Origin of the sequence: Bacillus proteolyticus, assembly GCF_001884065.1 — a bacterium.
In the GTDB taxonomy this organism is placed as follows: domain Bacteria; phylum Bacillota; class Bacilli; order Bacillales; family Bacillaceae_G; genus Bacillus_A; species Bacillus_A proteolyticus.
The window spans coordinates 1-14,375 of the sequence record NZ_MACH01000041.1; the positions used below are offsets into that span (position 1 = coordinate 1).

Annotated in this window: 14 protein-coding genes and 2 pseudogenes; 10 read left to right on the forward strand and 6 right to left on the reverse strand. The window is 33.4% G+C overall.

The window, feature by feature from the left end:
- Nucleotides 1-397: 397 nt before the first annotated feature.
- Complete coding sequence (locus BAQ49_RS04230; RefSeq protein WP_081806744.1) at nt 398-502, reverse strand: YjcZ family sporulation protein; 105 nt, start codon at nt 500-502, stop codon at nt 398-400.
- Between the two features lie 29 nt (nt 503-531).
- On the opposite strand from BAQ49_RS04230, the pseudogene BAQ49_RS33420 reads away from it, so the two are divergent.
- Nucleotides 532-768 (forward strand): annotated as a pseudogene (locus BAQ49_RS33420) (DUF4179 domain-containing protein); the annotation flags it as partial.
- Between the two features lie 658 nt (nt 769-1,426).
- Here BAQ49_RS33420 and BAQ49_RS04240 read toward each other — a convergent pair.
- The 4 genes from BAQ49_RS04240 to BAQ49_RS04255 all read right to left on the reverse strand — a co-directional run bounded on the left by BAQ49_RS04240 (nt 1,427) and on the right by BAQ49_RS04255 (nt 5,433).
- Nucleotides 1,427-2,227, reverse strand: coding sequence for an ABC transporter permease (locus tag BAQ49_RS04240; RefSeq protein ID WP_000942196.1), 801 nt, complete (start codon nt 2,225-2,227; stop codon nt 1,427-1,429).
- A 5-nt stretch (nt 2,228-2,232) separates the two neighbouring features.
- Entirely contained in the window at nt 2,233-3,021 is a 789-nt protein-coding gene (locus tag BAQ49_RS04245) for an ABC transporter permease (protein ID WP_071744309.1), read from the reverse strand.
- Complete coding sequence (locus tag BAQ49_RS04250; protein ID WP_071744310.1) at nt 2,996-4,024, reverse strand: ABC transporter ATP-binding protein; 1,029 nt, start codon at nt 4,022-4,024, stop codon at nt 2,996-2,998. The genes BAQ49_RS04245 and BAQ49_RS04250 overlap by 26 nt, the downstream gene beginning before the upstream one ends.
- A 455-nt stretch (nt 4,025-4,479) precedes the next feature.
- Complete coding sequence (locus BAQ49_RS04255) at nt 4,480-5,433, reverse strand: hypothetical protein (RefSeq protein ID WP_071744311.1); 954 nt, start codon at nt 5,431-5,433, stop codon at nt 4,480-4,482.
- Nucleotides 5,434-6,162: 729 nt separating this feature from the next.
- On the opposite strand from BAQ49_RS04255, the gene BAQ49_RS04265 reads away from it, so the two are divergent.
- The 4 genes from BAQ49_RS04265 to BAQ49_RS04280 all read left to right on the forward strand — a co-directional run bounded on the left by BAQ49_RS04265 (nt 6,163) and on the right by BAQ49_RS04280 (nt 9,657).
- Entirely contained in the window at nt 6,163-7,542 is a 1,380-nt protein-coding gene (locus BAQ49_RS04265; RefSeq protein WP_071744312.1) for an erythromycin esterase family protein, read from the forward strand.
- Between the two features lie 345 nt (nt 7,543-7,887).
- A complete protein-coding gene (locus BAQ49_RS04270; protein ID WP_025149299.1) occupies nt 7,888-8,130 on the forward strand; it encodes a DUF3937 family protein in 243 nt (80 codons plus the stop codon).
- Nucleotides 8,131-8,330: 200 nt separating this feature from the next.
- The gene (locus BAQ49_RS04275) at nt 8,331-8,765 is read left to right on the forward strand and encodes a GNAT family N-acetyltransferase (protein ID WP_025149298.1); all 435 of its coding nucleotides are present in this window, start codon (nt 8,331-8,333) and stop codon (nt 8,763-8,765) included.
- 367 nt (nt 8,766-9,132) lie between these two features.
- Nucleotides 9,133-9,657 (forward strand): P-loop nucleotide/nucleoside kinase family protein, encoded by a 525-nt coding sequence (locus BAQ49_RS04280; RefSeq protein WP_071744313.1) that lies wholly within the window; start codon nt 9,133-9,135, stop codon nt 9,655-9,657.
- Nucleotides 9,658-10,369: 712 nt separating this feature from the next.
- Here BAQ49_RS04280 and BAQ49_RS04290 read toward each other — a convergent pair.
- Nucleotides 10,370-10,549, reverse strand: coding sequence for a hypothetical protein (locus BAQ49_RS04290; RefSeq protein ID WP_071744314.1), 180 nt, complete (start codon nt 10,547-10,549; stop codon nt 10,370-10,372).
- 344 nt (nt 10,550-10,893) lie between these two features.
- On the opposite strand from BAQ49_RS04290, the gene BAQ49_RS04295 reads away from it, so the two are divergent.
- From BAQ49_RS04295 to BAQ49_RS04315, 5 genes and pseudogenes are all read left to right on the forward strand, one after another.
- A complete protein-coding gene (locus BAQ49_RS04295) occupies nt 10,894-11,541 on the forward strand; it encodes a hypothetical protein (protein WP_071744315.1) in 648 nt (215 codons plus the stop codon).
- A gap of 33 nt (nt 11,542-11,574) precedes the next feature.
- Entirely contained in the window at nt 11,575-12,522 is a 948-nt protein-coding gene (locus BAQ49_RS04300) for a DUF7018 domain-containing (lipo)protein (RefSeq protein ID WP_071744316.1), read from the forward strand.
- Between the two features lie 19 nt (nt 12,523-12,541).
- Nucleotides 12,542-13,075 carry a hypothetical protein gene (locus BAQ49_RS04305; protein ID WP_071744317.1) on the forward strand — a complete coding sequence of 178 codons (534 nt, stop codon included), beginning with the start codon at nt 12,542-12,544 and terminating at the stop codon, nt 13,073-13,075.
- 18 nt (nt 13,076-13,093) lie between these two features.
- The gene (locus tag BAQ49_RS04310; RefSeq protein ID WP_071744318.1) at nt 13,094-13,984 is read left to right on the forward strand and encodes a DUF3994 domain-containing protein; all 891 of its coding nucleotides are present in this window, start codon (nt 13,094-13,096) and stop codon (nt 13,982-13,984) included.
- A gap of 190 nt (nt 13,985-14,174) precedes the next feature.
- Nucleotides 14,175-14,368: pseudogene (locus tag BAQ49_RS04315) on the forward strand (DDE-type integrase/transposase/recombinase); the annotation flags it as partial.
- Between the last annotated feature and the right edge of the window lie 7 nt (nt 14,369-14,375).

Below are 14,375 nucleotides of genomic sequence, written 5' to 3' on the forward strand. Positions count from 1 at the left end.
GTTGAGATATGTTACGCCTTTTAATCGGAGAATCTGCTTTATAGAACGTGTCCACAATTTATATTTTACTACATGTAATATTTATTTAGTGTAATTTTAACAAATATGTATAATTACATGTAGTTTATGAGAAAAAGAGAGTATACTTTGTTATTGTGTAATAAAGATATAGCCCACCTACGGAAATAGGAGGGCTTATTAACGCATAAAGAAAAGACACTCCTCTTGAAGTGCCTCTCTCTACTTAATCTACATAAGACTTTTCTTACAGCACAAATATATCTGGGTTCCCACCCAATTTATATTTTACTACATCTACTTATAAAATTTAAGTAATTTAATGTGAATTAATTAAAGAAAAGACACCCATATAAGAGTGTCTTTTCCGATAGTTTTTTTAGCAGAAGCAAGCAGCTCCAACTATGATTAATAAAATAAATAATACAACTAATAAAGCAAATCCTCCAGAAAAGCCGCAGCCGCAACTACCACCAAATCCCATATTAATCTCTCCTTTGAGTAGGAGGGGAAATTCAAGGAGCAAGTGATGGACCATTCGAACTAAAAGCATCAGGTGCAGAATTAAAGGAAATTGGTATTCGTTTTAAGGATAGACCAGAAGGTGTCATCACATTTATCGAAGGTCCTAAAGGAAAAGATTCTTTCAAACAACCGCTCACGTTAGATGTAAACATAAACAGAATTGGAAAAGTATCTGGATCTTGGAAAGCACAACTTCAAATTGACCCTACCAAATTTAAAAAATAAAGTAAGTTCAAATGAAAAAAAGAATAGAACGATGTGTTTCCAATACCATGCTTATATTCTTCCTTGTGTTACTTACATTTATTTCATACCTGATTTCTACTCTATCTTTTTTAATTTCATAATCATAAAAAGGTAGTAAAGTAAGTAGCCGGTTCCTTAACGTACAGGGAACCGGCTGAAATGCGTCCAAATTGTGTCCAAACGTACAATTTTCTTAAAATGATATGGTGACCCCATCGCCATCAAGCTAAGGTTTTGAAGTAACCCCTAAACGAAAATTTTCATTCTCTACAGGTAGTTACTCTGAGGAGTCAGCTCATTTTTTTCATTTTGGGGGCGTTTATTTTTCTTAAGTTGTTGGGCATGTGGTACTGCTCCTTTTAATTTTTATAACATGTAATTGCTCCAGGCTGATTTCAACAATAATCTTCTAATATATGTTTCTCCATAACTAGACTCCTTATGTGAAAATTTATCACTACTAGCCCAAACAACATTTATCTCAAATCATATGCCGACTTACAGTTTGATACGTAAATAATACAACTGGTTCCTTTCAGTTCCAATTGCTTACCTCCTTCTGAATTAACTCTCGATGTTAATTAGAAATATAACGAATTGTTTTTCCAACCGACTTTCTTACATACAATCCTTAAGATTAACTTCCTGTACTAGTGAATGCACTTAATCCATATTTCCAGAAACGATAAGAAATGAAACATAGTATGATAGCAACGAGTGGTGTACACAAAGATACCCATTTATACCCCTTATCGAAGAAAAAGGCAGCTGGATAAAAGGATGTGAAACTGTAAGGAATAATAAACGTTAAGATAAATGCGATAACTTTATTATAAATTGTAATCGGATACCGCGAAAAATCACTTAAATTGAATACTGCTGATACAACAGGGAGACTATCTGTCATCCAAAAAGAAAATGTTATAAAAAATAAATTTAATGCAACAAAGATAAGACCACTTGAAATAATCATTATGATGAGTATTAGTACATTTCCCAATGAAATTGCAATATCTAGATTACTAATGGAATAATAAAGAACCATTCCCCCTATTATTAGTTGCCCTATTCCATCTTGTTGAACACGCTCTGCTATAATTTGGAACAGCGGGTTAATAGGACGGATTAGCAAACGATCTAAATTTCCTGTCCGAATATATTGCCATCCAATCGTCCATAAATTATCAAAGAAAATGTGATGGATTGCCCTTCCTGCAAACGCAATACCGTAGATTAAGAGAATTTGATAAAAGTTCCACCCTTTCAAAGTCTCAATATGATCAAATACCACTTTTAAAAAAAAGATAGCGGCAAATTGTTGAATGAAGACTGAAGAAATTCCTATTAAAAAGTCTACTTTATATTCCATCATAACTTTTAAGTGTTGCTTAAAATAGACAATGTATAAGAATGAGTATCGTTTAAGAGTTTGCAACAATTCAATCACCCCCCAAATATTGTGATTTTTCGGATTGCTAAAGTCCATAAAAATCTAACAAGTACTGTAATAAAGATTAACCATATGAATTGTGTCACAATTGCCGTATAAGCCTGGGTACCTGAAATAGAACCTGTATAAATAGAAACAGGTATATAGACCATAGACTGAAAAGGCAAAAACATACTAATTTCTTGAAACCATTGTGGATAAAGCGATAATGGGACAAGTGCTCCGGAACAAAATTGAAGAACAGACTCTCGTAGAAGTCGAAGTCCCCAGATATTAACAGTCCAAAAAGCTAATATACCAATAATAAGATCTAGTTGAGTTCCAATTAAAATCCCTAAAACTACACTTACCGTAAATAATAGAAAAGACTCTATTGATTGTGGTAGTTGAATTCCTACAAACCAGACGGCAAACAGTAGCATAGGGAACGTTGTACGCATAGAATTAGAAATTTTTTGCCCTATATCCATCGCTACAAGTTTATCTAACAAATGATATGGCTTCATAAGTTCCAATGCTATATCACCTTGTTTAATCATTCTCGCTAAATTGGTTCCTACTCCAGATACGTATTGTTCCAATAACAAAGCTATAACCATATAAGTTAGCATATTAGATAGTGAAAGTGCTCCAACAGTCTCTTTATTCTCGTATACAGCAGTCCAAAAATAATACAACGTACATAATTTAATGATAATTGCAAATGTACCCGCCCAATACCACGCTGCATATGAGGTATCTAGCTTTATCTGCACTTTAAGCATTTCCCAATATTTCCTCAAGGGATTCCTCACCTCCATGCTGATAAAGATCTTTAATAATTGTCTCTAATTTAGGGTTTGAAATCGTCAAATCTGATATTTTATTGTGCCTTGCAAGTTCGGAAAGCACAAATTCCGATGAAACTGTCTTTGTGTGAAAACTTAACTCTACGCGAGATTCATTTTCTGCTTCATTCTTCTGTACCACTATGTAATTTTGTAATGATACAGGAATCTCAAACATTGTGTGCTCTTCTAATTCTAAAGATAGGATGCGGTTATAAGAAAAACGATCTTTTAGATCTTGTAAGTTCCCATCATAAATAATAGATCCTTTATCAATAATAATAATTCGCTGGCAAAGCTCTTCTATGTCCTGCATATCATGAGTAGTTAATACAACTGTTGCGTCCAATTTCTTATTCATTTCCTTAATAAAACTACGTATTTTTTCCTTTACATCAATATCTAAACCAATTGTAGGTTCATCTAGGAATACAACAGAAGGTTGATGAAGAAAAGCAGCAGCCAACTCACAACGCATTTTTTGTCCGAGTGATAGCTGACGAACAGGTAATGGCATTAAAGTTCCGAGATCCAGTACATCTTCAAATAAATGCAACATTTCCTGATATTTTGTTTCTGGAATCTCATAAACATGTTTTAATAGTTCGAAAGACTCCCGCACCGGTATATCCCAAGCAAGTTGTGTCCGTTGTCCAAAAACAGCTCCAATATTTTTAGCATTTTCCTGCCTATTTTTGTATGGAATAATTCCATTTACCTTAATTTCACCAGTGTCTGGAGTTAAAATTCCACACAGCATCTTAATAGTGGTTGACTTTCCAGCACCGTTGAATCCGATATATCCAACCATTTCTCCTTTTTTAACAGAAAAAGCAATCGGTTGCACTGCCTGCTTATCATAATATTTCCGTTTTATTAAAGCTTTTATTGCACCCATTAAACCTGGCTTTCGCTCTAAAATCTTATAGCTTTTCGTAACATTCTTTACTTCAATCATTTATAAATCCCCTACTTCCCCTTTTACAAATATTAGCCGTTATACAGCTAAAGTATGATAGCAATTAAATAAATTCCTTCACCCTACTACACCTGCCTCCCATAAAATAAAGATTAATTGTAGATTATAAACAAACATTCCTTTTTGCGAAAGCGTTTGCATCAATGGAAACTAGTATAATTTTACAGGAGCATTTAAATATAATCAACAGATTTAAGTGTGTGGAAACAAACCACACGCAAAGACCTTTTTTCCTTGGCGGGACCCCATGCCTATCAAGTTAAAAATATTCACTATGCCCAAGTATAAAAAAACGTTATTCTTTCTAAACAAGATTATTAGAAAGGATAACGTTTTCTTGTATTTGAAGGTATTAAAATCTCTTTAGTTAAGGCATGTATGGTGACCCTATATGGATGAAATAAAAAAAAGCTAGCATTTTGCTAGCTTTCACATTATTTTGAAGTAAGTGCAACTAAAACATCTACTGGATAGTCAACGGAGGTTTTCACTTTATATTCTGTCGGACTTGTAAGACCCTTAAATTCCTCACCAAGTTGACCAAAAAGATTATCCCAAACACCATTTTGTTCAGACATCCATTTTTGTAATTTTCCCCCTGGAATAACTGAATATGTTGCTACCTGTTGATATAATGCAGTTCTATATTGATCATATGCATAATCAGTCTTTGGATTAAAGTCAAATGTTTTTGTAACTGTATTTTCTGAATTTAAAGTAATACCATAACCAAAACTTGCAGTTAATGATTGATTTACTTTTGCAACCCCCTCAAGACCTACTTCCATCCCAATTGTATAAGATAATCCTACAGTTACATTATGCGAAATACCACTTGTAACTGCCTTGCTCCAATGATAACCTGAATTTTTATCTACTATATTTGAATCAATTAATTTCCAATTTACTTCTTTTTTCAATTTAGTATCTTCTAAAATTGGATCAGTTTTAGGAATTGCTATTGTATATAATACGTCTCCTTTGTTACCTTTTTTTTCATATTCTTCTCCAACATTAAGCCAAGTACCATCAGCTTTTAAAATCTTATGTTTAGAATTAGCATCTATTTTCAATCCATAAACTCTTGCTCCATTACTTTTAGCAACAACATCTACATATACATAATCAATTAACTTTCCATCTTCTGTAGACACATGCCATTCATTAGGGAATTCTTCATAAGGACCTGTAGGAATGTAAGGAAGTTGCGTACCATTTTTAGCAACCTGAGCTGCCGTCATAGGTGCTTTTCCTTCTTGAGCACTAATTACTACTGGGGCACTTCCTACGTTTGTGGTATTAGTATCCGCTGAAGAAAATCCTGGTGCTACAAATAAAGCTGTACTTAATACAAATGCTGCGGGAATTATTTTTTTTATACGATTCATGATATATCTCCTATTCTTTCAGTGTTTCTATAAGATTACAAAAATGAAATTATACTGTACATTGCTTATACTTTTACTGTGAAATAAAGTTAAATTACCTTTGATATATTCATCTTATTATAAATATCTTTCAAATTACTTTCATAAATGTTACAAAAGTCTTTCATAGATTTTAAAGGAATTGAAATTTCTAAAATACACTTACCAAACTCAAATTATAGTATTTACTCCCAGGATGATTCTTGAACCCAATAGTCGTTTTCATTTTACTTTATGACATAAATAACTTTTGCAATGTGTAAATGTATTTGTTGTTGGTTATTCACTTATGCATCAAACCATAGGTGAATATGTCTAGCTATAATATGTTGTTCTAACAAGATTTTATAAAAATGAAGGAGTAAAATGTTTATGTAATTCTTCAGCAAATAATTGTAGTTTATTTTGAATCGAAAGATTCATAAAAAACGGTATTCTTTCTAATCTAGCTTGTTTAGAAAGAATACCGTTTTATGGTACTTGGGGTATTTGCTTTTCTTAGCTCGATGGTGATGTATGGTGACCCCATATAGAAGGTTTCTTCATTATGTACGAAGTAGATTTTTAATTTTTAGAATATTAATATTGTTTAGGGTTCGTATATGTATTATTATAAATGATGGTATATCAGTAAATTTTTGTCACAGATTCTATTCAATCTCTAAAAATATGATTCTTGGAGGCGTTGTTGTGCGTAATAAATGGAAAATCGGGCTAATGAGTACGCTTCTTGCCTGTACTACCTTCACATCTGTAGCATTTGCAGCGGAAAAACCAGTCGATCAACCCAAATGGGAGGAATGGTTAAACGGACATGCAAAAATATTAAATGAACCAAATTCCCAAACAACAGAAGATTTATCATTTCTAAAAGAGGCCGTACAGGACAAGCGTATTGTTGTACTTGGCGAAAGTACGCATGGTGCGAAGGAAATGAATCAATCCAAAATACGTATGATCAAGTACTTACATGAGGAAATGGGATATGATGTGATTGCATTTGAATCAGGATTTGCAGAAGCAAGTACGGTTCAACAAAATTTTGATAACCTAACCGCTACTGAAGCGATGAAACAATCTTTATACGGTGTATGGCAAACAGAGGAAGTTGAACAATTGTTTACCTATATGAAAGAACAAAAAGAAAAAGGAAAGCCACTAACATTAGCTGGTTTTGATATGAATTTGTTTTATAGATCTTCATTCCACTCGTATGCGAAAGACTGGTTGCAAAAACTAAGTCCTGAAGTGGCATCTGAATTTGATGCAGCAGTAACAGAGTTGATTAAACTGGATAAGTATTACAATGGTTATGAAGGTACATATCCCTATGATCAATATAAAATAGAAATACAACCTGTTATCAACAAGTTTGAAAATGTGGGAACTTTTATTCAGAATCATAAAGCTGAATTGACTCAAGTTGCACCTCACCCTACATATGATGTGAATTTCCTTGAGAAATCAATCAATATACGGATTGATGCGATTAAAACACATCTAGATGCTTATATGAAATTTAGAGGTGGCATCTTCTCTACTAATGTTAGAGACTACGCTGATTATATCCGAGATCAAAAAATGGCTCAAAACCTAGCATGGCTCACTGAAATGCAATATAAAAACAAAAAAATTATTGTATGGGGACATAATTATCATATTCGGAAACAAAATTCGAAAATGATATTAGACTATACGAAGTGGCAGCAATACAATTTGGTAGGCCCTAATATGATGGATTATCTTCCGCAGCGTATTAAAAATCAAATGTACACAATTGGACTGTTTGCGTATAGTGGGAGCAGCTGGAACTCTGAAATTGACGAAATTGTTCCTGTACATACCGAACATGAAGAACAAAGTGTAGAAAAAATAATAAGCACCGTTGGAAGTCCAAATGTCTTTGTAAACTTAAAAGGAGAAAGTAATCGACCAGAAACGTCATGGATGTTTACCCCAACTGCAGCAAGTTACTGGGGGGACAAAAAGCGAGAAGAAATCATGATTCCTATCGAACAATATGATGGCATTTTATGGTTAGAAAAGACTTCGCCTTCTGTTCTTAAATAAAAGAGAGAGCGTCCTTACATATTAAGGATGCTCTTTTTCTTGTCATGATTGTACGTAAACAACATTCGATTGGATTCATTTCCTATAGAAAATACTAACAATCAAACAATATATTCATTATGGGGGAGCGTCACACCGCCATCAAGCTAAGAAAATACAACTACTCCCAGAGCGGAATTTTGTGCATTATGCTCGTTTTTATTGTTTTGAAGTAACCCGTTCTTTTTAGCTTGATAATGATGGGATGTACGCTAATTAGACAAGTTACAAATACAATTGACAGAAAAATGGATATTTAATATAATAATTTTAATATTATGTTTACTTAATTTAAAGAGGTGTTATATGTTTAAAAATAAAAAAGGAATTCGACTTGGTTTGTGGTTATTTGTCTCTTTATCTGTAATTCAGTTTACTATTGGCTATATAGAAGGATATTATAAAGCCTCTACAGGTAATGAATTATTAATTTCAGAAACATGGAAAACAGTATTATTAGATGTTCCTGAAGGAATACTTGTTATTTTAGGAGCAATCGCTTTATATCAATTTACAAAAAAAATACCAGGAAAAAAGGCCTCTGTATAGAGTTTTTTTCTGGTTGTTATTTTGAGTACCATCCCATGGCTAATAAGCTAACATTTTGAAGTGCCACCATAACGAAAATTTATTCTGTTCATTTCTGGCAATCTTTATGTGAGTTAAGGGTGCAGGTTAGCCGAAGAAAAGAAAGGATTTCCACGAGGGTTATGGAGTATTAAGTGATGAGAGAACGAGGGGGATTTTGAATGACACTACATATTAGTAAAGAATTAAATAAAAACGATAAACAATATATTGACGATGAACTTTACAGGTTCAATTTAAAGCATTTCCCAAAAGATTTGGGAGGTAGATATGAAGAAATTAATTTATTCCTTAAGGATGAAAAGGGCAAGGTTCGTGGTGGAATACTAAGTGCGGTATGTTGGAATTGGCTGGAGATTTATACTGTTATATTAGATGAGGACATTCGACACTCTGGGTATGGGACTAAATTATTATTAGAGCTAGAGAAAATTGCTTTAGATAAAAAATGCGATTTCATAAAGGTAGATACCTTAAGTTTTCAAGCGTTAGATTTTTATAAAAAGAATGGTTATCAAGTGTTTGGCAGTATAGATAATGTAGGAAGAGACTTTGAGCATTATTATTTAAAAAAAGACTTGAAAGTTAAATCATAGTTGATATACAAGGGGTGCAATAGTTTAAAGTAAATGGGTCTTTGGTGAAAATGGGACGCTGGGGTAGTCCTTTTTTCTTGTTCAATAAACTCGTTAGCATCTCTGGAATAAGGGGTCACCACATGCCCATTAACTCAAGAGATTTTAATACCCTCAAATGCCTATAAACGTTATCCTTTCTAATCTAGCTTGTTTAGAAAGAATAACGTTTTTTAGGCTTTTGAATAAAGTTTGTTAATGTATAATAAAAATTGATTGTTTGTAATAAGGTTTGGTTAAAATCCTATAATAAAAATTCGGAATTTTCACTCAGATAAACTGACGGGTGAAGGATAGTTAAAAGAGAATACATGAGAGGGTGTTTTATATGTTTTTTGTTCAAATGTCAGGTTTCCCTGGCTCTGGTAAGTCAACACTTGCTCGAAAAATCGCTAAGAGAACAGGAGCAGTTATTATTGACCACGATATTGTAAAAACCGCTTTATTACTTTCTATTGAGGAAGCTCCAATTGATGTAAAGCTTGCTGGTAAGATTTCATACAATATTGATTGGTCTTTAATTGAATTTCACTTATCTGAGGGACAGGCTGTAATATTTGATAGTCCTTGCTTGTATGAAGAAATGGTTGAAAAAGGAACAGATTTATCAAAAAAATATAATGTTAAATATAAATATATTGAATGTTACCTAGATGATAGTAATGAAATAAATTTCAGATTAAAAAACCGTGATAGAATGCTAAGCCAAATTAAAGAGATACAGTCTGAAGAATCTTTTAAATATACTATCAAGAATAGTAAAAAACCTCCTGAATATAAGTGTTTAGTTGTAGATACTAAACAGCCTTTAGAAAGTTACATTCGAGAAGTTATAAATTACATACATGAATAACATTCTCTTTACTCAGGTAAAGGGTGCTAATACTCAACAACATATACTCCAAAATATTCATTTTTTTCAAGGTTGTTAGCACATGATTGATAAAACTTTATTTTAAAGAAACAGATTTTTGGTACTTGGGGGTAGTGAACTACCCGCCACTTAGCTAAGCTTGAAGTGGGAGCTTCTCAGTTCCACGACGAAAGTAACCTTTCATCTCCCTGAGCGTTACTTCGGGGTGTTCCACCCCTAGATGTCCAACGCTTGGATGCTCTTTTGGTACGGTTGATATTTTACGCAGGAACCGAATGGCTTGGTTTTCGCACTCTATTTTCTTCCTGCAACCTCATATATCAAGTTATCAAAGAACTTCATATAGCTAGTTTATCAAAAGTTTTTGGCTATGCCAAACCGAAATTCATCTCCCACCTACCGTTGGGCTATCGCCCTTCACACGCTTGAGGAAGGAGAATTCTTTCGGTAAATTCGTTAAAATTTCTTAAGTTGATGGGCATGTATAGTGGCTCCTAATAAAGCAAAGCCGCAACTACCACCAAATCCCATGTTAATCTCTCCTTTGAGTAGGAGGGGATATTCAAGGTCACACATGTATTTTAACGGATTCATTTTACTTTATGTTTTTAAGCATTATTTGAGCAGGTCCTTTTGAAAATAAAGAAAAGGCACCATAAGGTGTCTTCCTCCGACTTGAACCACTTTAATTTTAATAATATGTATTGGACTCCCATTCAACTATTATTTTATTGTATCTTGCTCGTTCTTGGCATTGTTGTTCTTCTGCTTTCTTCGTTTCTTTTTTTGTTTTGACTTCTGTTTCTTCTGTACCGCAAGCGACTAACCCTAAAGTTAGCACCCCGGCAATAAGTAGGTTAATTTTCTTCATTATTGATCCGCCTCTTCACCTTTGTTTTGTTGTAATAACGATGAATCGACGTTCACGACTCAACCTTCGTTTGTAATTTGTTCGTTAGAAAATGAACAATTGATCGTATTAGAAAAGGTTTAAAAATAAAACTTTTCTTTTCATCTAATAAATTTCCCTTTAAAGACTACATAAATACCTTTGACCATATTTGTAATTCTTTGTAAAATGATATATGGAAAGATTATGAATATACAGGTAATCTATGGGTAGTAGTTTCTAAGAAATTATTCGAGGAAAATTTCTTAGTTAAGTATATTAACTTGTTTGCACTAAATTTTATAAAAAAAGGGGTATTAGGAATCATGAAAGCAAAGAAATTAGTAAGTTTAGCGTTACCAGTTATGTTATTGAGTGGTTGTATTACAATTGAAACTGATGGTAAGAAAGCTGAACCAAAGAAAGAAGAAACGCAAAAGATAGAAAAAGAGAGTAAGACTTCTGAAAAAGAGAGTAAGTCAACTGATAGCAAGAAAGAGGATAGCTTATCAGTAGCGAAAGGTGAAGATAAGGAGACAAGTAAGTCAAGTACTTCTAACTCTACTAGTTCTTCCAACTCTTCTAGTAAGGTAACTGGTTCAGAAGTTGACAAATACAAGCAAGATATTTTAGACAATGCAAATAAAATAGACGAAACACTACGATTGATTGAAGACTCAGCAAAATCAGACATTAAATCAGTAAGCTTAAAGAAGAGTGAAATACAACTTGTAACAGGTGGGTCACAAGCATATGTAAGAAAAATAAAGTATCTTGAACCACCAACTGAACTGAAAGCAGAGCATGACAAGATAAAAGAATCAATGGACTTATATTATGATGCATTCCAACTCCTTTCAGAAGCAGTAGAGGAAGAGAGTGAAAGTAAACTGAAAGAATCAATTATAAAATCAAATCAAGGTGCAAAGCTATTCGAAGAAGCAACAAAGAGTATTGCAAGTAAAACAAACTAATAATCAAAATTCATTCAAATAGGGGTATGATGTATGAAAGCAAAGAAACTTGTAGCGTTAGCAGTACCGTTCATGTTGTTAGTAGGTTGTGGTACAGATAAAACAGAAGCCAAACCGAAAGAAAAAGTAGAAGCTAAATCAGAGACGAAGGAAAAGTTGTCAAAAGAGAAGTATCCTTTACGTATGACAAAACTCTCTTCTGAGTTAGTGAATCAAATAACGGTTATAACTGAGATAGCAATGGATAAAGACAAAGAGGAAAAGGTTTTAAAGAAAGAGATAATAAAAGAAGAATCTGAACTACAGAAAATCATTGCTAAGTTTAAACAGATAGAACCACCAAAAGAGTTTGTAGACTCACATAAGGAAATCTTAAAAGCTGTAGACTGTTATAGTAAAGCCTATGCATTGCAAGTTGAAATTATAAACGGCAAAGGTAAAGTTACAGATGAAGACAGAGACAAAACTAAAAAGTCAATGGAATTAATTAAAGAAGGTAACGAGTACTGGCAAACAGGATATGCTCCAATTCAAGACGCTCAATTAGACCAAGCAAACGAACTTGGTAAGAAAACAGGTGTACAATTCGATAAGCCTTCAACTTCTAAATCTGACTCTAATTCCGAGGACTCTAGTGTACAAGTATCATCAGACGGTAAAGAGTTACTAGGTGAATGGGGTAGTTACAGAGGTTCTGAGTTCCATAAGGGTTTAGACTTCCGTGAAGATAACTCATTTACCGCTTATGATGATACAGGTAAAACTTCTTATGAAGACAACCATATGACAGGAACATGGATATTCGATGCAGACAAGAAACAAGTTACATTGTTACCTACTGAGTTTGTAAAAGACGGTAAGAAGATAGATGCAAAGAATACAAATGCATTTGTAGAATATAAACTTGAGTTCTTACGAGCAGGTTCTCTAAAAATGACAGACGATAAAGGCAATACAATAACAGGAGAAAGACGTAAATAATCAAAAAGGGGTAGGAGAAATGAAGAGTAAGAAACTAATAGGTGTTACTCTTCCACTCTTACTATTGTTTGGTGGTTGTTCCGCTGATAAAGTAAACATCAAGTCAGAAAGCAAACCACTACAAGAAAGTAAGGTGGATAAAGTGAAACCTGTGGATGTAGGAGATTATGCAGTAGAAGATTACATTGATTCTCTTACAGACATAGATATGGAGATGGGAGATAAAGTAACAGAAATGGATAAGCTACTCCAAGGGGAAGACCTTCCATTCCATAACAAACATAAGTATATAAAACTAGCAGAAGAAATAATAGACTTGTCAGTACAAGCTAGAGAGTTACAAGTACCTAAAGAATTTGCAGAAGTACATAAAGACGTTGATAAGGCTATGCAGATGTACAGTACTGGTTTTCAACAACGAATAGACTATATAAAAAATCCAGACCCTAAAAATTCAAATAAAGCTTTAGAGACTGTAACAGAAGCAGGTAACTTATGGGAAGAAACAACTGAGAGAATAGGTGAGATATATAGTAAAGTAGTACCACAATAATAAAAAGGGGTATATAGTATGAAAGCAAAGAGACTCATTACGTTAGCACTTCCAATTATGTTATTGGGTGGTTGTGCTACAGATAAAGCAGAAACGAAAGCAAAAGATAAAGTAGAAGTAAAAGAAGAAGAGAAGGAAAAATTACCAAAAGTAGACTATATGTCACGTATGTTTGCTTTAGAGAATGAATTAAATACAAAGATTGCTGAAATGGGGCAAACAGCATATCAGACGAAAGATAGAAGTAATGACATACATGAATTAAACAAAAAGTTAGAAGAAGAAATAGGTGAAATACAGAAAACGATTGCTGATTTTGATAAAGTTGAGCCACCTAAAGAGTTAGAAGAAGCGCATAAGACGATTTTAAAAGGAGTAGACTATTATAATAAAACCTTTTCAGACACATTAAAACGTGCAAAGAGTGGTTCTATTACGAAAGATGCGACAGAAGAAGCAAAAAAGTTAGCATTAAAAGGTAAAGACTGCATGGATAAAGGTTACACAACAATGAGAGACGAGTATACAAAGACAATGAAAACAAACCTTGAAAAGAGCAAAAATGAATCCATGCCTAAAGACGGTAAAGAGTTACTAGGTGAGTGGGGTAGTTCAAAAGGTGGTAAGTTTACGAAAGGATTAGACTTTAAGGAAGATGGTACATACGTTATATACGATGATGTAAACAACACACCTTATGAGAATACTCATATGCAAGGTAAATGGTCTTATAGTGTAGAAAAGAAACAAGTTAATATGACAATAGAAGAGTTTGTACAAGACGGTAAGAAGGTAGACCCTAGTCAAATGAAAGAATCTGTAGACTATGATGTTATGTATTTCACATCGGATTCCTTAGTTATGATGGATGCTGACGGAAACAAGATAGACGTGGTAAAACCTAAGTAAGTCACTGTAAAGGTTCTAAGGGGTAAGACAAAGAAATGTAAACAGGCTATCTAACAAAAGGTAGTCTGTTTACATGGTTCTGGTGCAAAAACTTCAAGATAATTGCAATTAATCTCTAAATCTTGGACATACTGATACTATTACTCTAAAAAAGGTGCGTGATCAGTATGGAAAAGCGAAATTTATTCAAGTGGAACAAGATCATCGATTTATTAAAAAGCGAGTTCGTACGATGTTAGGATTGAAATCTTTTCGCACAGCTACATCCATTATTTCTGGAATAGAAGCTATGCATATGGTAAAAAAGGGCAACTTATTTTACTGGACAAGTCTGTCCAAAATCAAGTGAAGTTCATCCATCAACTATTTGGAATTGTTGCTTAAGACTAGA

Bases quoted from the DNA above. Each gene is read 5' to 3' on its own strand.
- BAQ49_RS04270 (WP_025149299.1), top strand. From the start codon at position 7,888: ATGTTTAAAAATAAAAAAGGAATTCGACTTGGTTTGTGGTTATTTGTC.
- BAQ49_RS04305 (WP_071744317.1), top strand. From the start codon at position 12,542: ATGAAGAGTAAGAAACTAATAGGTGTTACTCTTCCACTCTTACTATTG.
- BAQ49_RS04295 (WP_071744315.1), top strand. From the start codon at position 10,894: ATGAAAGCAAAGAAATTAGTAAGTTTAGCGTTACCAGTTATGTTATTG.
- BAQ49_RS04250 (WP_071744310.1), bottom strand. From the start codon at position 4,024: ATGATTGAAGTAAAGAATGTTACGAAAAGCTATAAGATTTTAGAGCGA.
- BAQ49_RS04230 (WP_081806744.1), bottom strand. From the start codon at position 502: ATGGGATTTGGTGGTAGTTGCGGCTGCGGCTTTTCTGGAGGATTTGCT.
- BAQ49_RS04255 (WP_071744311.1), bottom strand. From the start codon at position 5,433: ATGAATCGTATAAAAAAAATAATTCCCGCAGCATTTGTATTAAGTACA.
- BAQ49_RS04300 (WP_071744316.1), top strand. From the start codon at position 11,575: ATGAAAGCAAAGAAACTTGTAGCGTTAGCAGTACCGTTCATGTTGTTA.
- BAQ49_RS04290 (WP_071744314.1), bottom strand. From the start codon at position 10,549: ATGAAGAAAATTAACCTACTTATTGCCGGGGTGCTAACTTTAGGGTTA.
- BAQ49_RS04280 (WP_071744313.1), top strand. From the start codon at position 9,133: ATGTTTTTTGTTCAAATGTCAGGTTTCCCTGGCTCTGGTAAGTCAACA.
- BAQ49_RS04310 (WP_071744318.1), top strand. From the start codon at position 13,094: ATGAAAGCAAAGAGACTCATTACGTTAGCACTTCCAATTATGTTATTG.
- BAQ49_RS04275 (WP_025149298.1), top strand. From the start codon at position 8,331: ATGACACTACATATTAGTAAAGAATTAAATAAAAACGATAAACAATAT.